The sequence below is a fragment of the Symmachiella macrocystis genome, from assembly GCF_007860075.1.
GTDB classification, from domain to species: domain Bacteria; phylum Planctomycetota; class Planctomycetia; order Planctomycetales; family Planctomycetaceae; genus Symmachiella; species Symmachiella macrocystis.
The window spans coordinates 2057251-2083383 of the sequence record NZ_SJPP01000001.1; the positions used below are offsets into that span (position 1 = coordinate 2057251).

Sequence of the window (26133 nt, forward strand, 5' to 3'; positions counted from 1 at the left end):
TTGTTATGGGGGCTCGGCCCGTAACGCAACTGCCGTCGCCTGACCCAACAATCGTTAGCAGATTCAACAGGGAAAACTGGAGACAAGAAATGAAACGCATAAGTCAAATCGCAGTCGGTGGCGAGTTCGTATCCGCGGCGTGTGGGAGATTTGCAGTATTCAGTCTCATGTTTTTATTTACATCAGTGGCCAATGGGGAATTTGCTGTAAGCCCGACGACATTAGATGGCAACGCCTTTCTTCAATCGTTTGATGCCGATGGTAATACAACATTTGCGGGTCACGCATTTAACAATTTCAACGCCGGCATCGATGATTTGGCATTCGACAGCAATGGCGATCTCTACTTATTACTCTCTAATTCAGGAGAGCATCCCAACAGTGGGATCTATCGGTTTGATCCCAATACGAGTACAACCACGTTGGTCGCCAATAGAACCACAATCCTCGGTCAAGGAGATCTCGCCGTTTCTCCAACCGGCGGATTTGCTGTAAGCCCGACGACATTAGATAGCAGCGCCTTTCTTCAATCGTTTGATGCCGATGGTAATACAACATTTGCGGGTCACGCATTTAACAATTTCAACGCCGGCATCGATGATTTGGCATTCGACAGCAATGGCGATCTCTACTTATTACTCTCTAATTCAGGAGAGCATCCCAACAGTGGGATCTATCGGTTTGATCCCAATACGAGTACAACCACGTTGGTCGCCAATAGAACCACAATCCTCGGTCAAGGAGATCTCGCCGTTTCTCCAACCGGCGGATTTGCCCCCGTCCCCGAACCCTCCACTTACGCCGGACTCCTCGGTATCACTTGCGTCTCACTGCTCGCCTACGGCTGGCGACGCAAACGGCAACAAGCTGCGTGAAACAAATTGTCAGAGAACTTCCAACCGTCGGCGTTATGCGTCGGCGGTTTTTTCATTTCGATGTTTTATTCAGTTACCACCAGCTCCCGCACGTTCCGCCGCACCTCCCGCACCACGGCCCAGACTTCCCGTATCTGCCGGCCACCGGTGGCCGCCAAGTCCCGCTCAGCCAAACCGCAAAACGTCGCCAACACATCGGCCGCCACGTCCGCCGCATGCAGCAACCGAAACCCCTCCGCGTCCGATACCCTGCCCGACTCACGCGAACTAACGAACGCCAGCGCACGCCTTAGCGACGCATCATCCGCGGCCGTCCATTCCAACGGATCACGATCGGCGATCGCCTCCAGATGCGCCGACCATTCCGCCGCACTCCCTTCCCACGGCGCATTCTTCCGCCACGCCCGCCGTACCCGTACCGCCATCAACGCCTCCCCTCTAGCCAGTCCAAACCGGCCGACAGCCACATACAGCCGGCCACCCACAACGCCGCCGGCACGAACAACACCAGCACGACCACCCGCAACACTTCACACACAAAACGCATTCGCTCATACCTCCCGTGGAACAATCCGCCGCAACTCCACATCCAACCAACCCGGCGCCACCACAGCCCCGCGCTCCACGCTCACCCAATCCACTTGGAAATCATCCAACCAAACGCCGCAATGCGTCAGCGCGTCCTCAAACGCTTTCAACAGGTTTGATAAATCCCGCTCCCGCCGATCCGGCGCAACGGCCTCAACACTCACGGAAACCCGCGCCGCAGTTGGCCGCAAACGTTCACCGAATCGCTCACGGATCGCGGCCGCTACCGCCTTCCGGTATGCAACGCCCTCAGCCTTGATAAACGTTGACACAAACGGCTTGCGGCCCGCCCGGACAATCACACGATTCCCCCAATAGTGATTGACCGTTGGTGGCCACGGCACGCGAAAACAGACGCCCAATTATCACCCCCCTACGTCGAACACAGTCGGCGCATCGCCAGCCACCGGCACCGGCCGAATCGAGCGAAACGCCGCCAGTGAATCCACCAACCGCGCCACCCAGTCCGCACTAAAGCCCTTGCGACTTGCTAACACGTCCTCCCAATTTTCCGTCTCGGCAATCCATTGCTCCAAAGTTCCCACCATCTGCCCGCCGCAGAGCTGCGACACCGTAGCCATCAGCCGCATCGTCATTCCCAGAATTTTCTTGTTGCCGGTCAGCTTGCGTAGATGCGCCGTTTCGAGCCATTCGAGCTTAAATTCGGCGCCCTCATCGTGAAGCGGCTTTGCATCGTCCGCGAACGCCTCCACCTCATCCTCCGCTACCGCTTCCGCCGGCTCATCACCGGCAGGGAATGGCAGTTGAGGCGCACCCGCCCCCCGTATCACCGCCCGCAGCTTCGCCACCGCCGCATCCATTTCCGACTTGGCCGCTTTGGTTTCTTCCTTGCAGTCCAGCCAATCCGATTCGGCATTGTCTACGCGCTCCTCCGCCTCCATGATTGCCCGCAGATGCTCCGCCCGATCCGCGTCCGCGTATTCGGCCGAGGCCACCGCCACCGCCTCATCATCCGCATAAAGCCCCGTTGGCGGCTCGTCACCGTTTTCCAACCGCTCCGCCGCGGCCTGCATTTGCTCACGCTCCTCATCGGTCATCAAATCATCGACCGCAACCACTTCACCGACGACTGTCATTTTCCATGTCCTCCGCACAGGTTAAACGCTTCGCCAACGCCGCGGCTGGCGATTCAATACGACGTTGCCGGACCTCTATGGCCGACACTGGCCGAACGTCGGCCGATAACTTCCGCTGCCTCTCCGCCACAACGGCCCGCGATTCATAAGCCCGCCGAAACTGTGCCGCGATCACAGGCAACTGATCGCTTTGGCAATCACACAGCCGGCGAAAACCGCCAGACCCACCGAGGGCACAGAGCGTCAATTGATCCAACGACGCCACGCCCTCTGCGATTTTGTAATAGCCATAACGTGACATCGCGGTCAGAACCGATTGCCACGCCGCGGCCGCGTCCGGCAGCACGCCTTCAGTTGATTCGATAGCCATTGAACGCACGGCTGCGATCGACGGAAAGCCGGAATCAATCTCTTGCATCCAGCGACGCACACCGGCCGCGAATTGACCCGCTGTCAGATCCTCCATCGCAAAGAACCACGCTTCCGCCTGCTCTTTCGATGCCGGCCGCCCAACAGCGGCCACGAGATGCGCGTAAACTCGCGCGAAGTCGCCCCGCGTCATTGGACACCCTCCGCGAACGCACGCACGCCATCCAGCAGGCCACTGCCTCGACTCGCCTTCAGATCCGCGTCGGACCTCTTGATCCAACTCAGCAAGAACGCCGGCATGCCCCTGGACGTCTTGCGACGTTTGGGGTTTACCTCCAGCCACGCACGGGCCTTGCGACACTCCGCCTCAACGTCCACAGACGGAAACAGATTCGCCCACTCATCAACCTGCGACTGGCCGAGAAACCACCCCACGCCACCAGCCTTGACGGCAAAGGCTCCAAGGTCCGCCATCTCCGCTGGCATGTCGGAGTTTTGCTCCGACAAACAACTACCGTTAGGTAGTTGTATATCTTCTCTTATCTTATCTTCTCTTATGTCGTTACTTTCGTTACTTTTCGTTACGTGATTTTCGTCACTTTTCGTAACAGTTTCGTTACGTTTTCCGTTACCAGTCCCGCCGCCGCTTTGCTCCTCTTGCCCCTTTTTTCGCTCCCGATATACCGCTTGTCTCTCAGCATTTGTTAGCGCCCGCTCTTTCACAGGAACGTTGTACTCATTGAAGTTAGGGAAAATTAGGCCGCCGGGATCTTGACTCTCAATCACCCACCCTACAGACGACATGGCAGAGCCAAATCCTGGGACGCCGCTAATCGTGTCCAGGTCTAATATGCTTACGCCGGGAACGAAGTTGTCGTCCTTTACAACCACGTTGACGCTCGACCAGACCACCAACAGCGCGCTGACCGTAACGCTCACCGTAACGCGCGTGTTACAGACCTCCGTTACTGTCTCGTCACACGCAATCCTGTTGTCCGCAACAAACCAATCCTGAAACGATCGATCAAACTCAAGATGCCGCGCCATCGCCGCAACTTTAAGATCGGTCAGCAGGCTGCCCCGCATTTTGACCCAATCGCCCGCCATTTTTCCGCCCTCCCTAGCATTACCCCGGACACATCGCGGACACCCCGCGGACACTTTGCGAACGCGCTAAAACGGGATTCCATCAGGGAACGCAGGCACGGCGCCCGCAGGAGGCCCAGCAGGAGCAACAGGAACGCCCCTGGGCAACGCTGCGGCCTGCCCAGGCAATTGCCCGCCCAGCATCACGCCAGCTCCAGCCGGCAACGCAGCAGCGGGAGGCGCAGCCACAGGAACACGCAACCGAATCCCTTCGCACGGTTCCCCGCTTGGCCGTTGCGTTTGCGTAACAAACAGAACGATAGGCCTCTCGCCCCATCCCGCAGTATCAGGCCCGTAGGCAGCGGCCAGCGTTTTGGCGTTCGTCTTGTTTAAAACAAGGCCCTTGCAGCCTTCTTGGAAATGCAGGACCGGCTTTTCCTCATTCTGTGCGACTTTCTCGATTGCCACGCCGCTTATGGTCAACCCCGGTTCCTGCCCTTGTAACTCCGCCGCCCGCAGGTATGGCGCCGGAAACATCGTGTCGATATGCAACAGACCGCTCCTCAGATAGAAACCAGTTGACCACCAACGGACAGCTCCACCGCGTCCGCTTTATCGTCGCCCAATGCGAAATCGGGCATTTCCCACACTTCCGGATTTTCATAGCCCGGCCAGTGTCCATGTTCCCGACCCGCCGCAATTAACTGCAGCGCCTGTTGATATTCCCGGCGGCCTGCCTCCATCGACCGCAAGCCCAGCGGCGCAGAGGCCACCCCAAACGGAGATTCAGACTCAACAGCAACGATGCCCTCAACCCACGGAACGCCGGTCAGGGCTTGCAGGCCATCGGCATAGAACGCACCCGCCCGCGCGTAGCCGAAGTTAAGAATGGATTTCCGAAACCCGTGATAGCTGGCGTCCCGAGTCGACTTCAAATCGACGAACATGTGGAACTCCACGCCGTCCAGGACTATTTTCAATTTCGGAATCTTGTCAACGCGACCCTTGCACCTCAGCCCCGTCAATGGATCATCCCAGACGATCGACAATTCCGCTGGCCCTTCCGCCTGCAGCCACTTCGCGGCTAGCTCGTCATGCGTCAACGCGGTAACGAGCGAAAGCATTTTGTCAAACTCGTCTTGCGGGACGATAATTTTGCCTTCGTTAACCCGCTCGAATTCCGCAACGCGCTCCTTGTATGCTTTGGTCGACTTCGGCTTATCGGGCGGAGTCTTGCCGTCCGCCTTCGTGATTCCGCCGGTCAGGTCAGGCATCACAATATACTTTTCGGCCACGACCATCGGTTCAAGTCGCCCGTGATGCGCCAACGTACCGAATCGCAACGCATCCGTTTCCTTCCGCACTTTCGACAACGCCGCTTTGTAGTGCATTGCCGACCGCCGGCACTCGCCAAGCGTCGAGTTATTAACGCAATCCCATGATCGGTATTCGGGAAAATCCACGTCCGAATATATCCCCGGCTTCGGCCGCCCTTGTTCATCAACCGGCACGACAGCCGCCGTTTCCTTTTCTTCGCCCATGCTTTCTATCGCTCCAAATCCATTTCTATGGCCAACATGCAGCCCGGACACATCGCATGTCCGGCCCTGATGATGCACCGACAACCGCCACACCGATCCGGATCCGCTTCAGGCCGGAAGTTCCTCAAACTTTGCTCCGCTTCCTCCGCCGACTTCGGCTCTAACTCCGTCCGTTTTTCGTCCGCCATCTCCACATCCTTCCTCTATTACGTCAACCCGCCGCTCCAGCCGCACCACATCAGCCACCACGCCAGCAAGACGTCTTTCAAACCCGCCAACCCGCGAAACGGCCGCCGACACCTGGCCGCCCAGGGAATGCAGCGTGCTTTCAATCTCCGCCACGGACCTCGCGTCAACGGCTTCGCAGATAGCAATGTTTTCAATGCGATTAGAAAGCTCCACAAGTTCCGCCTGCACATCCAGGACATCAGTCGGATTCGCCGCAGGCAATTTCCGTTTCACTTCCCACATTCCGAGCGATTCCAACACGTCGCGAATTGTCGATGTCGCAAATTCGACTTCCATCTCCGCGGAATAGTGCTCCGCCGTTTTCTTCAGCGTCCAGCAGTTTTCGAGCAACTGCGCACGGTCGTTGACCATCCTGGTTTCGAGCGCTCGTTTCTGCGCATACGTAACTCTCGCCATACCTCAAATCCTTTCGCCCAGTTAAATAAATCCGCACATCAAACGAAAAAGGCGCATCCCTGCGCCGCCGCGTCATGCGGCCCCGTCCTTGATCTCGCCTCCATGCGCCGCATCCTTCGCGGCCCGCGCCTTCCTTGCAATCTCGCCGCGGTAGATTGGCATTTCGCTGGTGCCGTCAAAACCAAGCTTGACCACGGAACCCATTTGCGCCACAACGACTAGCCGCAACGGATCGCCAGCCCGAATCACGACATCCTCAGCACCGCCGCCTATCTCGATCACTTCCCCGATTTTCCGTGCAAGTATCAGCATCGTTTTTCCTCCATGAAATCCGCACTCCGTTACAGACGGCCACACGCCGCCCGTTGTTCAGTCCTCCGGCAGTTGGTCCAGGAGATGCAGATAGCCGCACGCATCAACCCGGTTGTCTCGTTTAGGCTTTCCAGATTCCCGCACCAGCTTTAACGCCGCCATCATCAACGGCACCATCCGCGGAGTAATTGCAACACCCGTCAGGACCGACCAGACCGCCGCAACGTCCCGCGATTGCTCCCGATAGTCGCCGTAAGCCTCTTGCCGATTCTTCGCCGTCAGCAACTCCGCCTCAGCCAATATCGACGCCGCCGCCGGATTGATCACCTGTGCCATTCCGCTCATTGTTTCCCCTTTTTGATTCTGAGTAGTTCACCGCGGCCGCAACGCTTCACCAATGGTCCCTCACGCCCATCCGCGGCCGCGGTTTCCTACTCCGTTAGGTTTGGTTTTGGCGCGGAGGAAAGGAGGCCGAAACGCGTAGCGTTTTGGCCGGGATGAACTCCGCGTCAAACCCAAACCGTGCCAGATCGCCGCGGGTATCCCACGACAGGCAACAACAGAACAAAACTCAACCAAAAACCCACCTTGACCGGCTGCCTAAATTTCATTTTTCGTTTTCACGTCGACACCCTATGCGCGCATTTTCCACGCGGAAAAAACTCGATTTTTTGTTTAGCGGGGCGAGTTTCGCCCTGGCTTAGACTTCCATCTGTGCGATGTACTCAATGACACTTCGCCGACAGTAGGCCAAAGTGCGCCCATTCGGATGGCGTCCGCGACGCACCAAGCCATCGTTTGATTTTCTCTTCAGCGTCTCGCCATGTATGCCACCAAGAAACGCACAAGCCTCGTCAACCGACATCAATCCATTGACACCAAACCGATAGCCCCACTCTTTGTCGGCGCCCGTCAATTTGTTTTCCGTGGTTGTGGCCATGCCTCGTGGTTCCATTTGTTTAATTGTGTAGATGACTGGCAACGGAAGGCATTAAAACCCAAATTTCGAGAGTTTCAAGCGCGTTCTCCAGCGTTAGGGAACCGCAAATAACACGAGTTGCGCGAAACCAGGATGAAACCAAATCGAAACCAAATCGAAACCTATGCGAAACCTGCATGAAACAATTTTGGACAATTTTTGGTTTTTTCTGCGGCGGTAGCTAAAATCAAAAAGTAGCTACGCAAGTAGCAATAGAACGTAGCTTTATGTTTGGCTATGCGCACTAAGAAAGCCGCCCTTGCGGAACGGCTCATATCGCAGTGTTTTATTGTGTGTGGTTACGCTTGCTTGTGCGTGACGCCCCTTGCCTTAACTCTTAATCAGTAGGTTCAAGGTTCAAGTCCTTGTGGGGGCACTTCCCTAAGTCCTTATCAGCCAGCATGTTACATTGCCACTGAATTGTGGTCCGTTAGGCGTGAAACTGGTTACTACCACTTTCACTACCACAATAGAGCAGCAGCATGCCGAAAAGAACCACTCCCAAGTACTCACTTCACAAGCCTACTGGCCAAGCCCGCATTTGCATCGACGGATAGGAGATTTTCCTTGGTAAGTACGGCACTCTCACCAACAGTCGCCTTTACGAACAGCATATCGCAGAGTGGCTTCGCACGAATGGTGATTGCTTGAAGCTTCCTCTGAGCGTTGGTAGTCCTCGTATTTTGAATTTGCTGGAATCCATCAGCAAGAGCGGAGCAATTGAGCTGCAAATGGCATTGGATGCTGCGCCGGGTACACAGAGGATCATCTACCAAGCCGTTAAGGTGGGTACTGCAACCGACGACTTCCGTGGTAGTTCCGTGTGGCGACTACTGCTGGCCATAATGGCCCGGTTGCGGATGCCAGTGGGTGCTCGGTTGGAACAGGACTGGATCAAAGCGCGGACTTCGTCGGCTGACAGGACCTCCAGTGGGAGTTTTTTGCTCTTGGTGGCGTGCATGTAGGTAGTTGTTTTTCGCTTGCGGGTAGCTTTGGGCATTTCGGACCTCGGATGCCGACATTGGGTCACTATCAACGAATAGTGATATCTTACAGCAATCGAATGCAGGCCTGGCAACGGAAGTGACACGATTTCGGCAAGAATGAACCAACCCGTTCACCGAAGTCGATGGCCATTTTGGGGGCCGAATCGTGGCGATCCGAGTCATGGTCGGATCCAGTCCAGGATGGGGTGTCAGCGGATCGATGGTCAATTGGAGTGTGCCGTCCGTGAGTTGTCGACTCCGACTGATCGGTGTCGCCGGTGCGGAGAGGTGGCAAAAAAACGGAGGGGGGTGGGTCTTTTTCGGGCCGCCAAATACGAAACCGGACCCCCAGCTCTTTTTCGTTGGAACCCCTTACATAAGTCCCGCTAGCCTAGACGCAGAATTACGAGCTTATGCCGGTAAGGGCTTTGCTGTCTTCCCAGCCGTAGGCAACCTCGATGAGGCCTTGACCGGCGATATGAATCTCCTTTTCGTCGACCTGCTTTCCACTTAGGGTTTCATAAAATGCGCGATACGGATTGTCTCGTAACACCCACACGATGAGTGAGTCGAGGTTGCGATCTCGCAGCCAATTAACTGTCTCCGCGACCAAACGCCTTCCTGTCTGACGACCACGTGCATCTGGTAGCAAATAGATTGCATACAGCTCCCCGCAGAAATCGGTGCGGCCCATGCGTTCGGGACCGGCGTTGGCGAAACCGACAACATTCTTGTGTGCATCGAGTGCGACGAAAGTTGTTTGATCAGCGTGTTTGAGAAGCTCTAGCCAGCTGTCAACCCGAGTCTCCGCTGCCATCGCGTCCAGATACTCATCTGCGATAATGCCGCGGTAAGTCGTCCGCCAGCTTTCAATGTGCACGTGGGCAATCGCCGACGCGTCTGTAGTTGTGGCGGGACGAATTTCGATCATGAAATGGCATCCTGGAGAAGTACCACAGGGCGACAGTGCTCAAGTGCCTATTTTGATAACCAACCACCCCATTCGCAATCAAACGCCTCGTATTTAGTTACCGCAGCCCCTCGTGATTACTGCAACTCTGCCAACCATTGATGATGGCGAGACGTTTCCGATAAATTGATAACGTGACTCAAAGTGAGAATAGAGATGCTTTGGCGTGGGCCAGGATGTGAACCGCGCTAACAGAATGGACTGGTATAGCTGGGGACAATGGAATGGAAATCGAAGAACTCGTCAACTCAATCTCCGTCGTCGAATTGGCCGCACCGAGCAGGTTGGAGGCGATCCGTGAATTGGTCGACTCTATCAATTGGCAAGAACATTCATTTTTGCCAGATGTTGTGATGAATGCCATCGAAGAACGAGAGGCGACTGCACAAACCATTATCTCCGGTGATTTGGCCATGCCGCATGCGATCATCGATTGGGAAGGGGATCATTGTGTCGTGTTCGGGCGAAGCCGAGAGGGAGTCGCTTACCGAGCAACAGGTGATAAGCTCCATTTGATTGTGCTGGTGTTGGTGGGACAGGGCGATCACGTACGTCACTTGGAAGTGCTCGCTGTGGTGGCCGAGTTGTTGAACGATGAGGGGTTTCGACGGTCCTTGATCTGTGCGAAAGCCGCTGATGACATAAGGGGACTACTTGCAGAAAGATGCAGGCAAAGTCGGCCAGCACTATTGCCGAAGGCTGAACTGCCGCTGATGAGCGTCGCCATCGTGCAGCACGCGGTCGGATTGGCAGAGTCCTTGTCAGCTCAGGCACTCCTTCTCGCACTAGATCGTTACGACAGCATCCCGTGGGAGCCATTGGCGTGCTGGAAAGGACGCCTGCTCATTATCACTTCCAAGAGCAGCAATGACGTCGTCATCAAAAGGGACAACACACACCTCTTTGACAGTCCACATAACAGCCTTTCTCGGATGGACCGGGCGAATCTGGGATTGTTGTTGGCGGCCGCCCACGGAGTGTTGGACCATGAAAGCGATGTTGTCTGCATTACGGGACCACGCGGACAGACCTTGGACAGCATCACCGTAACGCGGCCCGCGATTCACTTCAGTGCTGTCTTCTCTATGAAAGAACAGCGTGCTACGACCAGTATTTCTGCCTCGGTCATTTTGCGCGTCCTGTCCTTGGCCATTGAACTGGCAGCGGAAGGTCGCGAAGCCCATCCGCTCGGCGCCATGTTTGTGATTGGCGACTCACGGCGTGTCCTCAAGCATACACAACAGTTGGTGCTCAATCCGTTTCATGGATTTGCCCGCCGGTTACGAAATATCTTGGACCCCAGCCTGGCGGAAACTGTCAAGGAATTTGCTACGCTCGATGGAGCGTTTATCGTGCAGGCCGACGGAACGATTTGGAGTGTTGGCACGTATTTAAACCCAACGTCCCGCGTTCTCGATCTCCCCGGGGGGCTAGGCGCTCGCCACCAAGCAGCAGCTGCGATCACGGCGGAAACGGATGCAGTTGCAGTGACCGTCAGCCAGTCAACGGGAACGGTCACTTTATTCCAAGACGGCAAAGTCGTGCTCACATTGGAACGGGCGACGCTGACGCGCTGGTAGCGGGCGCACCCAATCGATTTCGTGAAATTCACGCCCACAGTCGCTCTACTATCGCGAAACTGTTTCGTTCATCAGCGCGACACGCAACGGCGCGCCTCTTGTCTATGCATGAATGTCGCTGTAAATTGTGGACGGGAAGGCGTGGACTGCGGCGACTGAAGTTCACCGTTATCTGGCAAAATACGGCACTAGGCGGAGCGAGAGAGATGGCAAAACTATCGAAGAAAACACCCCGAATAGATGTCGACATTTACAACGAGTCCTGCGCGCTGTTCGTTTCGAACGCGAAATTGCGTGATCATTTCGTTGATAATCGTGAGGGGCTTCAGCAAGCAGTATCCGACCGCGAGTTGATTGCCGTGGAACTCGATCAGGATGACGGATTCGTCGCTCGCGTTGTTTTAGGGGATTTATCCTCGAAGGAAAAAGCGGAGTGGATTGGCCGAGGCTCGAGGAGGCTTGATCTGTCCGATAAACGACTGGTCGTCGCAGGGGGGAGTTCCTACATCAGTGAACAACTTGATGACGAGTTCTATGAAATCATTGACGTTCCCAAGGGTGAGTATCTCGTCACCGTGTATCATCATCTGCCGTTCATCAACGGTTTGCGGATCACGCGCCTTCCGGAATGGAACGGATTCATTCCCTATTACCGCGAAACTCGATCGGCGACCAAACGAATGCCGGACTGGTTGGCAGAATTTGCAGACATCGATGGCGAGGAACTGAGCCAGGACGAAAAAGAATATGACGAAGATCAAGAAATGGTTGCGTTTGTGATTCAACTTCAACCAGTTGGACCTCGGCAGAGGGAATCTAAGCTCGAAGACGAGATCTTCCTGGCAACCGAATTGCGGGTCCCTCGCAAGTGTCCATTGGGAATCAAGCCGGTTGGAATCAAAGGGCCAGAGAAGATTTCAGGCAAAGAATTGGCCGAAATCGAAGCAGCCGATCGAAAAGCGCATGAAGAACGATTTTCCGATAAATCTGACCTTGCCCAGCATTTTGGTGGACTTCCACATGCGATTTTGAATCAGCAATTTGATCTTGTTGAGAAACACTTTGTTCCTTCGCTGCGAGATCGTGTTGCCAAATATGCCACTACAACATTTCAACAAGCGCGCGAGGACGCTCAAGAAGAAGACGAGTTGCCAGAGATTCCGGGAGTCAATAAAGTCTGGCGAGACGGAGAACTAGCCGAAACCACGCTGCCGCGCTGGCAGCGATCGTGGGAGGACGGAAACAATCTGTTCGATCCCGAATCCGTCACCGCCAAGAGCTATCTCGGTGAAATCCGCTGTGAATTTGGTGACTCCAAGCTCTATACGAATGGCGAGATCGATCTCTACATGATGGTTGATCTGCTGATCACAGATACGCCGAACGGTCCTTTGGCGGCTGGCATCGCGGTTTACTAACGAAGAACAATACCGCCAGCAGCTGTTCGCGACTTGATTACAACGATCACCGACCACATAGTGCGTTGCAGAACCAGCCCACCGCTGTATTGTCGGCCGACCGTGCACTTCCGGGTTTTGTCGAGCAGAACCCGACATTGTGGAAAGTCAGCGTGTGTCAAGAAATTATCGCGCATGACACACGCCTTAAAACGACCGAATTGTGATTCTCAACTGGGAGTGGTACGTGGAGTTGTCTCAAGCCACCTTCCGTGTTCTGATGCACGCCAGAGGTGCCCGAAACTCACGCGGATTTCTAGTGGAGACTCTCTACGTGTGTCCTGACTGCGATGATGCAAATTCTTGCATTCAGCGATGGCCAGCTTCGTGAATTGGGACTCGAAAACCGTAAATCTCGTAAAAACTCTTTTCAGGTTGGACATGATCCGTCCCACGTCAGCCGTAAGATGGATTTTCGACCGTTAGCGATGTCCCTTGGTATGTGTGAATCGCTGCCGAAAATTCAGGGTGTTTGTCGTTCTGGCATTCGTGGACACATCTTGCGTGGTCCCGGGAACCTGTCAAAGTCGCGCATTATTTCTTGAAAGGAGACCGGAGATGAAGACTCTTCTGTCGGCGGCTACGTTGTTTACGCTGAGCGGCATGGATGTCCAAGCAGGCGAACCTTTTCGGTACAGCTATCGTTACGGGGGGCCGCAAACATCGTGGAGAAATCATTCCAGTGGAACTCACTCGTGGAATTACAACGGGCCGGGCGGATCTTGGAGCGGTACTTCGCCCCGCATGGGGAATACAACGTTTCACTATGGTTACGGGGTCGGAAGCGATTTCAGCGGAACGACTTACGATTACGGGAACCGCTGCGTGTGCTGAGCGACTACGGAGGCGGCTGGTTGTCTCCTGACAATAGCTTATTGGTTATTCATCGGCTCAACGAATTGCATGCAATTGATCCAGTGAACGGAAAACTCGTCAATAAGTTCATCGGGCATACCAACTCAATCAGTGGCGTCGCATTCAGCGATGACGGGCAACTGATAGCGAGCGCTGGTGATGATCGCACCCTCCGCATTTGGGACGTGCCCAATAACGAATTGTTGCACACGATTCCAGCTCACAACCATCCGCTCAACACGGTTGCCTTTTTGCCAGATGGCCGGACCATCGTCAGCGGCGATGAAGGCGGAAACCTGGTCTTTTCGCATGTTCCCACCGGCCGCAGCTTGTTTGAGATCCAAGTCGGCGACGGGGAAGTCCGCGGCCTGGAACTTTCGTCTGATGGTCGATTTCTGGCCGTCGTGCAAGAGGGCAGCTTGGTCGTGCTGAACCTAGATGCTGATCGGTCGCCTTCGGTCAGGCATTGACCTGGCTATCCTCCGTCTGAGTCAACTCCACGACCAATCCGCCGCTCGGCGTGATGTGATGTGTCCATAGCGCTCGACTTACGACGCTCGCTCTGCCTAAACGCTTTCGGGGGAAAATGCACCGGCGACCGCCTTGATTCCGATCTCCTGCGGCAGTCATTTTCGCAAAAGTTTGAGAATCCTCGATTATTTGGCAGTACACCGGTCTTTTACACGCATCGACCTTTGGGACTTGCCCCGCGCCGTAGCGAGATTGTCTGCCGCGGCAGGGTTTTAATGGCTGTGGGTTTCCTCCTTGAAGTCACCGGCATACGGAGTTCCGTCGGCTTCGCCGCTGATTGTCCCGGCGAACTCTTGCACGACGCCGAGCTTATCATTTTTGCCGATGAAGCGGGAACTTGTGCCTTCTGCTTCACCTTCCAACGGCACGGGCATTAGTTCGACCTGAAAGACGGGATCAGCGATGTTGAGTAGTAGTTTCTCCGCGTCGATGGGTGCCGGGTTTTTCGCATTGTTGTCGAGAATATATACGGTGGCGATCTTCGTATCGTGGTCCACTGTAAACTCAACATGGAATTTGCCACCACCCCAGTCAGCGATCACTCCACCATTGGGGCCCTCGCTGTGGCTGTGGCTGTGGCCGTGCCCTGCTTCGGTGGAATTTGCTGGAGGCGAGGTCTCTTCGGGTTTGGGCGTCTCACCGCAGCCGGCCAGTGTACACAGTGCGAAAGCGGCTGTTAGTAAATGAATGCGTAACACTTCGATTCTCCTTGAAAGGAATTATTAAATTCTTTACTGCGATAACCATTATTGCAGTAGTTCTTCCTCGCTGAATTCACCTTCTGTCTGTCGGATGGCATCTCGCCCGCTGAACTTCCAGAACAAGCCGGGATGAATCAGGAACTCGCAAAAAGTGGACGTGATCAAGCCGCCGACGATGACGGTGGCAACCGGATAAAGGATTTCTAGGCCCGGTTTTTGTCCCCCCACAACAATGGGCAGAAGTCCCATGATAGCTGTGATGGCCGTCATCAGCACGGGGGCCAAGCGTTCCAGACTTCCCCGCAAGATCATGGGCTTCGAAAACTCTTCGTCTTCCTGTTGGATGAGATGAAAATAGTGTGTCACCAGTAGGATTCCGTTTCGGACAGAGATGCCGCCCAGAGAAATGAAACCGACAAGACTGGCGACTGTTAGTGTTTGACCGGTCAAAGCTAAAGCCGCCACGCCACCGATGAAAGCTGTGGGAATCGCATTGAGTATTTGCAGGACGACCCGCACGGATGGCATCAACATCAGCAAGACCACAAACACGCCGATCAACGACACGGCTGCGAGCAGGCTGATCATTAGTGTTGCGGAACGTTGGCTCTCGAATTGTCCGGCATATTCCACGTAGTAACCTTCAGGCATGCGTATACGGCTGTTGATCCGATTCTCGATGTCGGCCACCACGCTTCCCAGGTCACGTCCTTGAGTGTTGCAGCGAACGACCATTCGCCGCCTGACGTTTTCCCGCATGAGTTGGTTGGGGCCGGTCTTTCCATCCGGGAATTCGGCCACATCCTCGAGCTTGATTTGTCCGCGCCCCTCCGGGAGATCGATTCGCAGGTCGCGCAGACTGAAATAGTCGGTGCGTTCTTCGTCTCGCAGTCGCACGACCAGATCAAATCGACGAGAGCCTTCCAGAACTTGCGAGACGGTATCTCCTCGCAGTGCCGTTTGGACGTAATGGGCGACATAGGCACGACTCACGCCATAGTACGCCAACTCCTCCGGGCGCAGAACGATATGCAGCTCGTCGACGAACACCTGCGACTCGATGACTGGTGTCGTCATACCGGGGATGTCTGCAATTTCACCTTTGACTTGTTGGGCCAAGCGCTGCAACGTGCTGAGGTCGTCACCATAGACTTTGATAGCGACGTGGGCGTAAACGCCGGAGAGCATGTGACTGATCAAATGGGCCAGTGGTTGGTCGATTTCGATATCCACTCCCGGTAACTCCTGCTTGAGTTCGCCGAGAAGTTCTTGAATTGTCTCGTCTCGGCTTTGTTCACTGGCGGGATTCATGCTCAAGATGTACTCGCTCATATTGACCGGTTGCGCGTGTTCATCCAATTCGGCTCGACCGGATCGTCGCACGAAGTGCAGGATTTCGCCGTCAGGGTTTTCTGACGTCTTGAGCAACGGTTCCAATTTGGCATCGACGATATCGGCGGCGTCATTGGTCGCTTGCAGCGACGCCCCTGCGGGAAGAGTCAGGTTGACTTGTACGCTGCCTTCGTCAAATTGCGGCAGGAAATCGGTACCCAGTTGGGAGAGCACGAGCACACTCAGGCCTACCAGAACCCACGTCAGCACAAGCAGGAGTCCGGCAAATCGCATACTGAAACGAACCAGATAACTCGCCATCCACTTCAGCACGCGCAACAGCAGTCCGTCCCGGTGCCGATGCGTTGCTTTGGATCCTGCCAGCAAGTAATACGACAATACCGGCGTCACGGTCAGCGAAACGAGGAGCGAAGCCAGTATCGAGACGATGTAAGCAATTCCTAGCGGGACAAACAGTCGTCCTTCTACACCCGACATCGCAAACAGCGGCAGGAAGACGAGAATCACGACAGCCGTGCCGAAGACGATAGCACTGCGGATCTCCCGACTGGCTTCATAGACAACCAACAACGCCGGTCGTGGTTTGGGGCGTGCATTGTTTTCGTTCAGACGGCGATAGATGTTTTCCACATCAACGATGGCATCGTCGACGAGTTCTCCCATGGCCACGGCCAAACCGCCAAGCGTCATCACGTTGATCGATAGTTCCCGACCGATGACTGCGCCAATCAGGTGAAAAACCAGCGTAGTGATCATCAGCGAAAGTGGAATCGCAGTCAGTGTGATAAACGTCGTGCGGAAATTCATCAGGAACACCGCCAGCACGACGACGACCAACACCGCACCGATCACCAAAGCTTCGCCCACATAGTAAATGCCGCGGTCGATGAAATTTTTGAGTTGAAACAAGTCCCGATTGATCAGTATGTCTGCCGGCAGCGAACCTTCGACATCAATCAGGGCGGCGTGAATGCGTTCCGTCAGTCCTCGTGTGTCGACGTGGGGTTGTTTGACGAGCGTGATTACGATTCCCGCATGGCCGTCGATACTGGCGTCGCCCCGTTTTTGCGGCGAACCTTCTTTGACTTCCGCCACATCTTCGATCAGGACTGGGCGACTCGTCCCGGCATCGACCGGAATTTTTCGCAGGTCTTCAATCACTTGTGAGCTACCCGGCCCCAAGCGACCGATGACTCGAATGGGACGTTCCAATTGTCCTTCTTTGGTGAATCCGCCGCTGGTATTGAGGTTATTGTTTCGAACCGCGTCTTCGACCTGCTGCACCGAGACGCCGTATTCGAGAAGTTTTTCCGGATTCATTTCCACGTGGTATTGTTTTTCGTCCGCCCCGAGCACGATGACTTCGGCGATGCCTGAAAGCCGCAGCAAGCGAGGCCGGACGACCCAGTCAGCGATGGTGCGTAGTTCCATCGACTGCTGTTTCGGCGATAGGAACGTGGCGACGTATTGATCTCCCGCTATCGTGAGACGGATCGTTTGCCCGTCCGCAGTCGAATGCTGCGTCGCGAGTTCGTTCCATTCGTCAATCGGAATTTCTTCCCACGATTCAGGCTCGTGCCGCTGCTGCGGTCTCCAGGCGTAATACTTAGTGCCCGAATCGGTCAGCACCTGTTCGAGGAGCATGTCGGACTGGCCAATCGTCGCCAATAATCCTCCGTGCGGCCCGTTTTGTCGATGAATACCGACGTGCATGATCTGCCCCATGATCGAAGTGGGTGGGGCCAGCAACGGCTGGACGCCTTCGGGCATCAGTCCGAGTACGGTCGCCAGACGTTCTTGTACGACCTGCCGGGCAGCACGGATTTCGGTATCCCATTCGAATTCGATATAGATCACGACTAAGCCCATGCTTGATTGACTGCGCACGGCGACCACACTATTGGCGCCGAGGACAGCTTGTTCGATGGGCTGCGTGACGAGTGTTTCGATCTCTTCGGGTGAATAGCCCGGGCACTCAGTGAGGATCACCACACGCGGCCGGTCGAGGTCAGGGAAGACATCGATGGGCATCGTCGTCGACAGGTATCCCCCATAAACCAGGGCAGCCATACTCAGCATCAAGATGAGTGGTCGATGCCGGAGCGAAAATCGAATCACGGAATCTAACATGGCGGCTCCTTAATGGTTCGCATGGACGGAACCGTCGGCGTGAACATGCACGCCGGAAGGAGCCGAGCCGCTTTGGGATTTGAGGACACGGTTCAACTGCACCGCCCCGGTTTGAGCAATATAAATTCCTGCAGGGACACTGCCATCGTTGGAGACGACAACAGCATCCTGTGTTTGGTGCAACACATGAACCGGCTTGCGGTCGAAGATGTTTCCATTGTGGCGAAACACATAAAACTCCGGTCCTTCTTTAACGACCGCTGCTGCCGGCAGGACAAAGACGTTTTCAAGCTGTTCGACTTGAACGTGTAACTGCACACGTTGGCCGGGGCGAAAACGCCACAGGAAAAGCCGCTGGCCGTCTCGTTGGTACGACCGTGACTGGTTTTCCAACGACAGGAAAAATGAAATCGTCCGCTTGTCGTCGTTGAGTTCGTTGGAGATGTGATGAATCGTGAGGGGAGGAATCGAATCCTGCCAGTCGTATTCGGAGGACTCCAACAATTCGGCGCGAATCGGCCACGCCTCTTCCGCCGCCCGCTGCAAAAGTGGTAATTCCCGTCGAAAGGCACGACCTTCGATGAACAACGATTGATGCTGCGAAAGCGTGCAGAGCCGTTGCCCGGCTTGAACGTGCTGGCCGAGTTCGATGTTGAGCTGTTGCAGCTCAAAGATGCCGGAATTGATGTTCTGGCTCTTGTCATTTTCATCAACGACCAATCCCGCAGGAACGGCGACGCTAATCTCTGAGATGAACGTGCCGCTCGCAACCGAATCGATTTGTGCAGATGTCAGACCTCGGATTTGCAGGTCTTGGCGATGGGCCTGCATGGTGACGGCTAATCGTCGCAATTCGTTTTTCAACTCAATGTGTTTAGAACGCGGCACCGCTCCCGATTCGAATAGCGGGGTGAGTCGCTTAATCTCCTCTTGGGTGATTTCACTCTCCTTCATGGCCTTGAAGAGTTCGGTCTGCGAGGTCTGGAATGATTCCCCGACCAAACGGAGCGTGAACAAAGTCGCTCCCGATTCGAGCGTCTCTCCTGCGTAATGGTGAATTGCCGTCACGACGGCCGATACAGGAGCAACGACACCGCGGTCACTGATGCCCGGACGGTCGACGACGGTGCCGGGAATTTGGATGGTCTTCCAGTAGCTTGTGGGTTGGAGCGGCTTAGAATGGAGCTGTAGGTTTTTCTGTGCCTGAGGCGACAGGTTGACTTGCTCGTTCGGTAATGCCACACCCGCTGTAGAAGAATCGGTAGTCGGATCACCGGACGCTTGCTGATTGACCAGCCAAGGAACCCAGAGGTCACGAGTGAAATAGCCACCGGCCATGACACCGCCGAGGACCAGAACGACGGCAAAGATCTTAAGAAGACGCAACACAACAAGTGCCTCCAACCACCATGTATCCGCTCGCCACCAACTGGAGACGAGGAAAGAGACCACATGACGCAAGCGGCGGCTGACATGAGAATTTGGGGACGGAACGGGAGTTCTATCGCCATCACGCAGCCGAAGCGGTGGTTGAATTACAGCCGGAGAGCGGCTGTTGCGAGGAAGATGTGCTCGACACCATAATCCGGCGGAGCAGCCAAACAATCAAAACAGGCACATTGAATCGCAAGCGAATCGTCGGGCACCGTGAGGGCCAGCGAACTTGCGTCCAAGGTCAACGCCCGGACCTGCATGATGCCTACGGCAAGATCGGCAGTCACGTAGACAGCATCGTCGTCGTGTTCTTCAGCAGGCGACGGCGCTTCCTGTCCCTGGGGGTCGACTGTAGTGGAGTCGTCGTGATGATGACCGTGCCCAAAGTGGAAATGCGGTGCTTGATGATGGTCGGCCGGTTGTCCCGCAACACTCTCGCCATGACAATGTGGCACCGCAAACCCCTGTAGGGGCACGGCTAATGTCAGGAGAATGGCGAAAACACGGTACATCATTGCGAATGGCAAACCTTTCTAATCAGGCAAGTATAAATCAGAGCGGCGGCATCTGCAAGGTGTCTAAGGCGTGGCCATCATGCCTTAAACACGGACTGACGATGCCTGAATGCAAATATTTGAATTCTGGTGCGACACGGTTCGCGTACTTTTCACATACGGGATGCGGTTTTCATCCCGCTACACGAAAGGTTTTTCGGGATTATTTCGTAGAGGTTTTCTCTTCCGTCAGCACGCGTTCGCAAACAAAATCCAGCGCTTTGACGGCATCTGCGGAGGTTGTGCTGTGCCCTCCCTGGGGGCGATGGATGTGCAAGACGTGTGCGTTCAGTTTCTTGAGCACTTTGGCTAACCGGGTACAGCTATCGGGAGGTACCGATTTATCTAAGCCCCCTGTCGTGATCGCCACCGGCATTGTTAGCCGCTCCGGCCAATACTCGGCGCTCCGCCGTTTGTATTCTGCGGGGATTTCTTGTTTCGAGCCACCGAAAGAGGCCTGAATGGCATCCTGGAAGTTTTCGTACTCCAAGTGATTGGCTGTGCCGTTCATGGCTGCGACTCCATCAATGAGTTCTGGGTGCATTGCTGCAAAGCTGAGACTGGAGCTGCCTCCCATCGAAGCCCCAACCAAGATGGTTTTATCAATTTTGTATTTCGATTTGAGCGCTTCGAGTATCTGAATCATGTCGGCCTCTGCCTGAGGGCCCATCCACGAGGTTTTGGCACGGTAATCGGGTGCAACGAAGATCATCTCATGTTTTAAAGCCACATCGCGGGCTGCGCGGCACTCATTAACGGCCGCCGTCGCGAATTGCCAACGATCACTCCCATGCCCATGCAGCGCGACCATTAACGAATAAGACTGGTCCGTTGAAAACCCATGGGGCAGCAGTACCACATATTTTTGAATCGTCCCATCGCATTCAGCAGTAAACGAGACATCGATCGGTTCTGAAAATGCGTCAGCCGCGTCCAATTTCTCGTGGAGCCCCACTCCCAAAAGCAGACCGGCCAGTACCAAGCAATGCCATTGTTTAAGTGCCGCAAAAATCATTATTTTCTCCAAACCGTTCATTAACATCGGTATCAACATCAATTGTGGTCGTTTCAAGGAACGTAGAAGCATCTTATCAGCCCGTTGAAAAAACAAAAACATACGACCGTCAGGTGCCACTCCTAGCTTGTCCAGCACTGTTTTTTCTGGTCACGCTCTTTGCACGGGCGGACGAGCCGATGCTGCGCCGTTTACAAAGACCATGACGGAGGGAAATGCCGCTACCAGCAAGTAAGCATCGTGAGGAGACTTGAACAAATCGTCTCGCGTCGCCTTGCCAGCTCACGCTGAAGACCTTATGAATTAACAGATTGAGCGTTTTATTTTTGCGCTGCCCTAATCAAGGGTGGGCGCATGCTGTTGGGAACCGAGACGACGAACTATTGAATATGCCTACACACCGCATCCAAACCGGTATTCCTGCACTCGACGAGGCCCTGGGTGGCGGGTTGATTCCTGGAACGTTGACTGTTGTTGCCGGCGCAACGGGGATTGGGAAAACTCAACTCGGCTTGCAGTTCGCGCATCAGGGCTGCGCGCAAGAAGGCGAGCCGGGGATTATATTCGACATGACCACCCGCGGCGATTCGCAAAACCAGGACGACTATGCCCGGCGGCTATTTGACTGGGAACTCTCCTGCCAACCCCCTGGCGATCAAGTGCATCCCAGCGAGGTTTGGAACCGTGAGTCTGCGCGGCGGGACTACCTGCACATCTTTGCCCGCAACGGTCGTCGCGTAACGCGCGGCGATTTGGAATTCGATGACTGGAAGGTCTGGAAGCTGGAGTTGCTCAAGAAGCTGCAAATGTGCATTCGTTTTTTCTACGGCAACTTTGTGCAAGGAGTGCGACGTTGTGTGATCGACGGTGTCGAACCGACGGTAAAAGCCAGCGACTCGTTTCAGTTCGACACATTCGATTACGTCTATCACCAGATTTTGCGCAAAGAGGACGATTGGGTGGCGCGCGATTTATTTCGCGAACAATTCCGCGCCAACTCCGCAGAGGTCGACAAGCATCGTTACAACCATACGGAGATCGCCTGCTTGTTGCTGTATACAACGCACGATGTGATGTTGGACGATATGCTAGTGCGGCCGATTGATTCGGGAGACGTGTTTGCCAACGCGAACACGATCATCTATATGGGCAAAACACGCGAAGCCAACCGCATGGGCCGCGCGCTACACGTGGCCAAACATCGCGGCAGCGCCTGCGACGACGCGATCATCCCGTTTGAGGTGACCGAGCGCGGGATTGTGATGGGAACGGCCAACTAAAAATACTTCGCATACGCCTCTTTGTTCGCGCGAATTCCCGCGTTGAGGATCTTCACGTCGGCGAGCGGGACGAGCATTTTGCAGCCGTTTTCGACGCAGCGATCGGCGGACTCCGGTGAGGTGGGGACGATGCCCCAGTGTTTGCCATGCTTTTTGCAAGCGGCGGCGACGCGGTCGATTCCCTCTTGCAATCGGGGATGATCGAATTGTCCGGTGATCCCCAGGTTTTGACTCAAATCGGCTGGGCCGACAAACAGTAGGTCCACGCCGTCAATGGCAGCGATCTCGTCGCACTGCTCTAAGGCGCCAGCGGTTTCGATTTGAATAGCGATGAACAATTCGCGATTGGCGCGCTCACAGAATTCCGCTGCCGGCGTATTCCCGAAGCGACCGTCGAAACCCCCGCCATTCAATCCACGATGGCCGCGGGGATAGAATTTGGACCACTGCACCACTTGTTCGGCCTGTTCGGCGGACTCGATTTGGGCTGCCATAATGCCGCCGGCGCCGGCTTCGTAGCAACGGGTGATCACGGCATAATCGGTCGGTGCTAGCCGCACGAAGCTATCCATGCCGTGCGCGCGGGCGGCCATCGTGCCGATTTCCAGAGTTTCAAACGACAGCCCCGCATGTTCCTGATCGAACCAAATCGCGTCGATTCCACCCTGCATGCCGAGCATCTGCACAATGTTGTGATGGCAGACCCGCCCGATCCCGCAGACCATGACCATCGCATCGCGCTGTAACCGCTGTTTGACCGTCTCCATCGTTGTTCCACTCCCGTTGGCGTTATTTTTCAAGTCGCTGTTGAACTCATTATGCCGCTGCTGGGCAGCGGTCGCAACTAACGTGGGCGAGTGGACAGTGTCCGGTGGCCAGTGACCAGAAGTCCCATTGGTGCGTGGACGGGGACCGATGCAGAGCGCAAGTCCCTGCGCAATGCAGGACAGTTATTCGCTCCAAAACGGGTTCCTACCCACCGGCGGACTTGATGTTCCTGTCTGGCACTTCTATGAATAAGGCCCGCACGATCACCATCAACGCCGCCCACAGCGATCCCCGCCGATCATGAACGCCACAACCTTTCGTCTGGTCATACTTATCTCGATGGCGCATGCACTCGTGCACGTGTTTGAACTCTCGCTGCCCAGCGTGGAACAGATGATTGGCGATGATTTTGACGTCGCCCGCGAGCAAACTGGCGTGTTGGGTACCGTGTGGCGCGTGCCGTTCGGCGTGGGGGCGTTCTTTGCCGGTTGGCTAGCGGATCGCTTTGGGTCGAAGCCGATGTTGGTGATCTATTTGCTCGGCTGCGCGGCGACGTCGCTGTTAGTTTGGACCTGCACGTCATTCGATGCGCTGTATGGCGTGATGTTCGCCATGGGTTGTTTTGCCAGCATTTATCACCCAGCCGGCTTGGCGTTTATCTCGCGGGAAACGACGCCGGAAACCCGTGGTGTTGCGCTCGGCTGGCATGGCATCTTCGGTTCGATCGGCATCGCTGGAGCTCCGTTTATAGCAGCCCTTGTCTTTTGGACGGGAGCAGTCACTTGGCAGCAGTATTATCTGTTGCTGGTCATTCCGGGCTTAGGGCTGGCGGCTTATCTCTTCTTTGGATTGACAGAGCATCGCAAACCACCCGTAACGTCCACTCCGAATAGTGAAACCGAACGCGATGAAGGCCGCTGGGGAGCCTATTTGATTTTGGTCGCCGGCGGTGCGATGGCTGGATTCATCTATGCAGCGTTTATGCATTTTTTACCGCGCTATTTGAACTCAGCTGAGTTGCGCCCCTCGTTTATGGAGCCTGCCAGTTTTCGCAACCTGCTCGCGGCGGTCGTGCTCATTATGGGGGTATTGGGACAAGGAATCGCCGGAAAATTTGCCCGGCCCGGTCGATTGCAGATTCAATTGGCGCTGATCATGTTCGCCAACATTGGCCCACTGTTGTGGATGGCCGTGGCCACCGGCCCAGCGCGGTTCGCTGCCGCCTGCCTGTTGGGCCTCGTGCACTTTATGACGCAGCCGATATACAATTCACTGATCGCGCAGTACGTCCCGTTCCATCGCCGCAGCATCGGCTACGGATTCAGCAACATGGCCTGCTTCGGTATCGGCGCGCTGGGGCCCACCTTTGCCGGATATGCGGGGAGCGATTTCAAAGTCTATGGCGGCTTAGCCATCGCCGCCGCCGCATCGGGCATGATGGCGCTCATCTTGCATTTTATCGGCAAGAGAGACTCGACCAGCGTTTAGAGATTGAGCGAATCGTTTGCATCGCGGACGATGGCGGCGCTGGCATGAAACGCGGCAGTTTCCTCGTCGTTGAGCGAAAAGGGCACGGCATGCATGATGTCGTTTGCTTCGGCTTCGGCCCGTTGGCGATCGAGATCAACTAAAAACAATTTGACGTCCCACGCCATCCATGACCATCGCATAGGCCACCGTGGCGCCGACATACCCACACCCCACAACTCCGACTTTTACAGCTCACTCCCTGTACTGGATAGACAACGACCCCATCCGGCTGTCGTCGAGATCGTGTCGATTGCCGCTCGAACCGACGACCGTCGTCGGCCTTGTCGCGACACGCATTGATTGTCTTTGTTTTATCCCGAAATTCAATGCCATCAGGGATTTAGGGCAGCGCGAGGTCGCCGAGAGTAGAAATCAAATTCGTAATTATTCTCGCACAGTGGTATACTTATACTTTGCACTTTCCATTCTGACGGCCGGTCATTCACGTCTCACTCTGCACGTTGTTGCCACCTGGAACACTAGAGAGGTGCCCCATGGAGAGTCCGCGACTTGCCCAAGACATCATGGTCGAAAAACTGGTCACGCTGAATCCCGATCAAGATGTTTTTGAGTCGATCAAATCGTTACTCAAACATAAGATTACCGGTGCACCGGTGGTTGGCGACAACCGGTTGTATCTCGGTATGTTCAGTGAAAAATGCTGCATGAGTGTGCTCACGCTCATCGCCCACTTGGCGAGCGAGCGGGGGTACCCAAGTGCGGCGCCACCAACTGCCAGTCAGTTCATGGCAACAAAACTGGTGACGCTGGACCCGCGGACCGATGTCTTCGATGCCATTGCCTATCTGCTCAAGCACCATGTGTCGGGTGTTCCGGTCATCGATGCTGATCGCAATTTTCTAGGTGTGTTTTCCGAAAAAACGAGTATGCGCGTGCTCGTAGACGCCGCATATGAAAATATGCCGACCACCGAAGTCGGCGCATTTAAGAATCCCGATCGGGGACGCACGATTTCCGAACAGACGACTCTGCTGGAATGCGCGCAGATTTTTCTGGATACGCCCTACCGTCGGCTATGCGTGCTTAAAGACGGCAAATTGGTGGGACAAATCAGTCGCCGCGACGTGTTGCTGAACGAGAACATCCTCACGGCAATCGTTAATGATCGCCGTGAGGCCTTGATTGCCGAAAGCCGTCAAGTCGACCTGAGCGAAGCAGAAGAACCCACCGAGCACGGCCCGTTGCCTTCGACGGCAGTCCACAACTTTAGCGACAGGAAAGCTCACACAATCACTGCGGATTTGGATCTCTTGGGCATCGCTCAGGTTTTCTTAACAACCCCTTATCGCCGACTCCCCGTGCTTCACGAAGGCAAGCTCATTGGCCAAATCAGTCGTCGCGATGTCTTATTGGCTACGAATAACCTAATCCAAATCGCCCCGGAACCGGTTAAAGCAATGTTGTACCTGAGTAGCATCAGCGACCGGCAAGAGACGCGGTTCGCGTAATGACATGACCGGTGTTTCGGACTGGTCC

The 26133-nt window shown here is 55.2% G+C and carries 28 protein-coding genes; 7 read left to right on the forward strand and 21 right to left on the reverse strand.

The genetic code is table 11. The annotated features are described in order from the left end of the window. Positions 1-5 precede the first annotated feature (5 nt). A complete protein-coding gene (locus CA54_RS08030; RefSeq protein ID WP_146370285.1) occupies positions 6-875 on the forward strand; it encodes a PEP-CTERM sorting domain-containing protein in 870 nt (289 codons plus the stop codon). A 65-nt stretch (positions 876-940) separates the two neighbouring features. On the opposite strand, the gene CA54_RS08035 is transcribed toward CA54_RS08030, so the two are convergent. The 14 genes from CA54_RS08035 to CA54_RS08095 form a co-directional block, all read right to left on the reverse strand. After that, positions 941-1300 carry a hypothetical protein gene (locus CA54_RS08035; protein WP_146370286.1) on the reverse strand — a complete coding sequence of 120 codons (360 nt, stop codon included), beginning with the start codon at positions 1298-1300 and terminating at the stop codon, positions 941-943. After that, complete coding sequence (locus CA54_RS29990) at positions 1300-1422, reverse strand: hypothetical protein (RefSeq protein WP_261343712.1); 123 nt, start codon at positions 1420-1422, stop codon at positions 1300-1302. The genes CA54_RS08035 and CA54_RS29990 overlap by 1 nt, the downstream gene beginning before the upstream one ends. A gap of 4 nt (positions 1423-1426) precedes the next feature. Then, positions 1427-1807 carry a RusA family crossover junction endodeoxyribonuclease gene (locus CA54_RS08040; protein WP_197532288.1) on the reverse strand — a complete coding sequence of 127 codons (381 nt, stop codon included), beginning with the start codon at positions 1805-1807 and terminating at the stop codon, positions 1427-1429. 21 nt (positions 1808-1828) lie between these two features. Beyond that, positions 1829-2560 carry a hypothetical protein gene (locus tag CA54_RS08045; RefSeq protein WP_146370288.1) on the reverse strand — a complete coding sequence of 244 codons (732 nt, stop codon included), beginning with the start codon at positions 2558-2560 and terminating at the stop codon, positions 1829-1831. Beyond that, positions 2544-3122 (reverse strand): hypothetical protein, encoded by a 579-nt coding sequence (locus CA54_RS08050; RefSeq protein WP_146370289.1) that lies wholly within the window; start codon positions 3120-3122, stop codon positions 2544-2546. Before CA54_RS08050 ends, CA54_RS08045 begins: the two co-directional genes overlap by 17 nt. Next, positions 3119-4036: a hypothetical protein gene (locus tag CA54_RS08055; protein ID WP_146370290.1), complete on the reverse strand. Its 918-nt coding sequence runs from the start codon at positions 4034-4036 to the stop codon at positions 3119-3121. The genes CA54_RS08050 and CA54_RS08055 overlap by 4 nt, the downstream gene beginning before the upstream one ends. A gap of 66 nt (positions 4037-4102) precedes the next feature. Beyond that, the gene (locus tag CA54_RS08060) at positions 4103-4567 is read right to left on the reverse strand and encodes a hypothetical protein (RefSeq protein ID WP_146370291.1); all 465 of its coding nucleotides are present in this window, start codon (positions 4565-4567) and stop codon (positions 4103-4105) included. An 11-nt stretch (positions 4568-4578) separates the two neighbouring features. Beyond that, positions 4579-5556 carry a PD-(D/E)XK nuclease-like domain-containing protein gene (locus tag CA54_RS08065; RefSeq protein WP_146370292.1) on the reverse strand — a complete coding sequence of 326 codons (978 nt, stop codon included), beginning with the start codon at positions 5554-5556 and terminating at the stop codon, positions 4579-4581. A gap of 108 nt (positions 5557-5664) precedes the next feature. Beyond that, positions 5665-6201, reverse strand: coding sequence for a hypothetical protein (locus CA54_RS08070; protein ID WP_146370293.1), 537 nt, complete (start codon positions 6199-6201; stop codon positions 5665-5667). 72 nt (positions 6202-6273) lie between these two features. Further along, positions 6274-6513: a carbon storage regulator gene (locus CA54_RS08075; protein WP_146370294.1), complete on the reverse strand. Its 240-nt coding sequence runs from the start codon at positions 6511-6513 to the stop codon at positions 6274-6276. A gap of 57 nt (positions 6514-6570) precedes the next feature. Beyond that, positions 6571-6858, reverse strand: a complete 288-nt coding sequence (locus CA54_RS08080; RefSeq protein WP_146370295.1) for a DUF6378 domain-containing protein — start codon at positions 6856-6858, stop codon at positions 6571-6573. Positions 6859-7213: 355 nt separating this feature from the next. Continuing rightward, the gene (locus CA54_RS08085; protein ID WP_146370296.1) at positions 7214-7453 is read right to left on the reverse strand and encodes a hypothetical protein; all 240 of its coding nucleotides are present in this window, start codon (positions 7451-7453) and stop codon (positions 7214-7216) included. An 808-nt stretch (positions 7454-8261) separates the two neighbouring features. Then, complete coding sequence (locus CA54_RS08090; protein ID WP_146370297.1) at positions 8262-8492, reverse strand: hypothetical protein; 231 nt, start codon at positions 8490-8492, stop codon at positions 8262-8264. 389 nt (positions 8493-8881) lie between these two features. Continuing rightward, on the reverse strand, positions 8882-9409 hold the full coding sequence (locus tag CA54_RS08095) for a GNAT family N-acetyltransferase (RefSeq protein WP_146370298.1): 528 nt from the start codon (positions 9407-9409) through the stop codon (positions 8882-8884). Positions 9410-9672: 263 nt separating this feature from the next. Here CA54_RS08095 and CA54_RS08100 point away from each other — a divergent pair, with 263 nt between their 5' ends. The 3 genes from CA54_RS08100 (at position 9673) to CA54_RS08110 (ending at position 13810) form a co-directional block, all read left to right on the forward strand. Continuing rightward, positions 9673-11028 (forward strand): diadenylate cyclase, encoded by a 1356-nt coding sequence (locus CA54_RS08100; RefSeq protein WP_146370299.1) that lies wholly within the window; start codon positions 9673-9675, stop codon positions 11026-11028. A 206-nt stretch (positions 11029-11234) separates the two neighbouring features. Continuing rightward, positions 11235-12446 carry a hypothetical protein gene (locus CA54_RS08105; protein ID WP_146370300.1) on the forward strand — a complete coding sequence of 404 codons (1212 nt, stop codon included), beginning with the start codon at positions 11235-11237 and terminating at the stop codon, positions 12444-12446. Positions 12447-13180: 734 nt separating this feature from the next. Further along, the gene (locus CA54_RS08110) at positions 13181-13810 is read left to right on the forward strand and encodes a WD40 repeat domain-containing protein (RefSeq protein WP_197532289.1); all 630 of its coding nucleotides are present in this window, start codon (positions 13181-13183) and stop codon (positions 13808-13810) included. A gap of 273 nt (positions 13811-14083) precedes the next feature. On the opposite strand, the gene CA54_RS08115 is transcribed toward CA54_RS08110, so the two are convergent. The 5 genes from CA54_RS08115 to CA54_RS08135 form a co-directional block, all read right to left on the reverse strand. Next, complete coding sequence (locus tag CA54_RS08115) at positions 14084-14569, reverse strand: hypothetical protein (RefSeq protein WP_146370302.1); 486 nt, start codon at positions 14567-14569, stop codon at positions 14084-14086. A 48-nt stretch (positions 14570-14617) separates the two neighbouring features. Beyond that, positions 14618-18055, reverse strand: a complete 3438-nt coding sequence (locus CA54_RS08120) for an efflux RND transporter permease subunit (protein ID WP_146370303.1) — start codon at positions 18053-18055, stop codon at positions 14618-14620. 9 nt (positions 18056-18064) lie between these two features. Further along, positions 18065-19444 (reverse strand): efflux RND transporter periplasmic adaptor subunit, encoded by a 1380-nt coding sequence (locus tag CA54_RS08125; RefSeq protein WP_197532290.1) that lies wholly within the window; start codon positions 19442-19444, stop codon positions 18065-18067. Between the two features lie 146 nt (positions 19445-19590). After that, positions 19591-19944 carry a hypothetical protein gene (locus CA54_RS08130; protein WP_146370304.1) on the reverse strand — a complete coding sequence of 118 codons (354 nt, stop codon included), beginning with the start codon at positions 19942-19944 and terminating at the stop codon, positions 19591-19593. A gap of 262 nt (positions 19945-20206) precedes the next feature. Further along, positions 20207-21058: a carboxylesterase family protein gene (locus CA54_RS08135; protein ID WP_146370305.1), complete on the reverse strand. Its 852-nt coding sequence runs from the start codon at positions 21056-21058 to the stop codon at positions 20207-20209. Positions 21059-21447: 389 nt separating this feature from the next. Between CA54_RS08135 and CA54_RS08140 the strand changes: the two genes are divergently transcribed. Then, complete coding sequence (locus CA54_RS08140) at positions 21448-22338, forward strand: RAD55 family ATPase (RefSeq protein ID WP_146370306.1); 891 nt, start codon at positions 21448-21450, stop codon at positions 22336-22338. Here CA54_RS08140 and CA54_RS08145 read toward each other — a convergent pair. Next, positions 22335-23105, reverse strand: coding sequence for an HpcH/HpaI aldolase family protein (locus CA54_RS08145; RefSeq protein ID WP_146370307.1), 771 nt, complete (start codon positions 23103-23105; stop codon positions 22335-22337). The genes CA54_RS08140 and CA54_RS08145 overlap by 4 nt on opposite strands. 301 nt (positions 23106-23406) lie before the next feature. On the opposite strand from CA54_RS08145, the gene CA54_RS08150 reads away from it, so the two are divergent. Further along, positions 23407-24594, forward strand: a complete 1188-nt coding sequence (locus tag CA54_RS08150) for an MFS transporter (RefSeq protein WP_146370308.1) — start codon at positions 23407-23409, stop codon at positions 24592-24594. Here CA54_RS08150 and CA54_RS29195 read toward each other — a convergent pair. Next, positions 24591-24761: a hypothetical protein gene (locus tag CA54_RS29195; protein WP_197532291.1), complete on the reverse strand. Its 171-nt coding sequence runs from the start codon at positions 24759-24761 to the stop codon at positions 24591-24593. The two genes, CA54_RS08150 and CA54_RS29195, sit on opposite strands and share 4 nt — an antisense overlap. A gap of 369 nt (positions 24762-25130) precedes the next feature. Here CA54_RS29195 and CA54_RS08160 point away from each other — a divergent pair, with 369 nt between their 5' ends. After that, positions 25131-26105, forward strand: coding sequence for a CBS domain-containing protein (locus CA54_RS08160; protein ID WP_146370309.1), 975 nt, complete (start codon positions 25131-25133; stop codon positions 26103-26105). Positions 26106-26133 lie beyond the last annotated feature (28 nt).

Excerpts from the sequence above, each read along its gene's own strand:
- CA54_RS08030 (WP_146370285.1), top strand. The coding sequence starts at position 6 with ATGGGGGCTCGGCCCGTAACGCAACTGCCGTCGCCTGACCCAACAATC.
- CA54_RS08035 (WP_146370286.1), bottom strand. The coding sequence starts at position 1,300 with ATGGCGGTACGGGTACGGCGGGCGTGGCGGAAGAATGCGCCGTGGGAA.
- CA54_RS29990 (WP_261343712.1), bottom strand. The coding sequence starts at position 1,422 with ATGCGTTTTGTGTGTGAAGTGTTGCGGGTGGTCGTGCTGGTGTTGTTC.
- CA54_RS08045 (WP_146370288.1), bottom strand. The coding sequence starts at position 2,560 with ATGACAGTCGTCGGTGAAGTGGTTGCGGTCGATGATTTGATGACCGAT.
- CA54_RS08050 (WP_146370289.1), bottom strand. The coding sequence starts at position 3,122 with ATGACGCGGGGCGACTTCGCGCGAGTTTACGCGCATCTCGTGGCCGCT.
- CA54_RS08055 (WP_146370290.1), bottom strand. The coding sequence starts at position 4,036 with ATGGCGGGCGATTGGGTCAAAATGCGGGGCAGCCTGCTGACCGATCTT.
- CA54_RS08065 (WP_146370292.1), bottom strand. The coding sequence starts at position 5,556 with ATGGGCGAAGAAAAGGAAACGGCGGCTGTCGTGCCGGTTGATGAACAA.
- CA54_RS08070 (WP_146370293.1), bottom strand. The coding sequence starts at position 6,201 with ATGGCGAGAGTTACGTATGCGCAGAAACGAGCGCTCGAAACCAGGATG.
- CA54_RS08075 (WP_146370294.1), bottom strand. The coding sequence starts at position 6,513 with ATGCTGATACTTGCACGGAAAATCGGGGAAGTGATCGAGATAGGCGGC.
- CA54_RS08080 (WP_146370295.1), bottom strand. The coding sequence starts at position 6,858 with ATGAGCGGAATGGCACAGGTGATCAATCCGGCGGCGGCGTCGATATTG.
- CA54_RS08085 (WP_146370296.1), bottom strand. The coding sequence starts at position 7,453 with ATGGCCACAACCACGGAAAACAAATTGACGGGCGCCGACAAAGAGTGG.
- CA54_RS08090 (WP_146370297.1), bottom strand. The coding sequence starts at position 8,492 with ATGCCCAAAGCTACCCGCAAGCGAAAAACAACTACCTACATGCACGCC.
- CA54_RS08095 (WP_146370298.1), bottom strand. The coding sequence starts at position 9,409 with ATGATCGAAATTCGTCCCGCCACAACTACAGACGCGTCGGCGATTGCC.
- CA54_RS08100 (WP_146370299.1), top strand. The coding sequence starts at position 9,673 with ATGGAAATCGAAGAACTCGTCAACTCAATCTCCGTCGTCGAATTGGCC.
- CA54_RS08105 (WP_146370300.1), top strand. The coding sequence starts at position 11,235 with ATGGCAAAACTATCGAAGAAAACACCCCGAATAGATGTCGACATTTAC.
- CA54_RS08120 (WP_146370303.1), bottom strand. The coding sequence starts at position 18,055 with ATGTTAGATTCCGTGATTCGATTTTCGCTCCGGCATCGACCACTCATC.
- CA54_RS08135 (WP_146370305.1), bottom strand. The coding sequence starts at position 21,058 with ATGATTTTTGCGGCACTTAAACAATGGCATTGCTTGGTACTGGCCGGT.
- CA54_RS08140 (WP_146370306.1), top strand. The coding sequence starts at position 21,448 with ATGCCTACACACCGCATCCAAACCGGTATTCCTGCACTCGACGAGGCC.
- CA54_RS08145 (WP_146370307.1), bottom strand. The coding sequence starts at position 23,105 with ATGGAGACGGTCAAACAGCGGTTACAGCGCGATGCGATGGTCATGGTC.
- CA54_RS08150 (WP_146370308.1), top strand. The coding sequence starts at position 23,407 with ATGAACGCCACAACCTTTCGTCTGGTCATACTTATCTCGATGGCGCAT.
- CA54_RS29195 (WP_197532291.1), bottom strand. The coding sequence starts at position 24,761 with ATGGCGTGGGACGTCAAATTGTTTTTAGTTGATCTCGATCGCCAACGG.
- CA54_RS08160 (WP_146370309.1), top strand. The coding sequence starts at position 25,131 with ATGGAGAGTCCGCGACTTGCCCAAGACATCATGGTCGAAAAACTGGTC.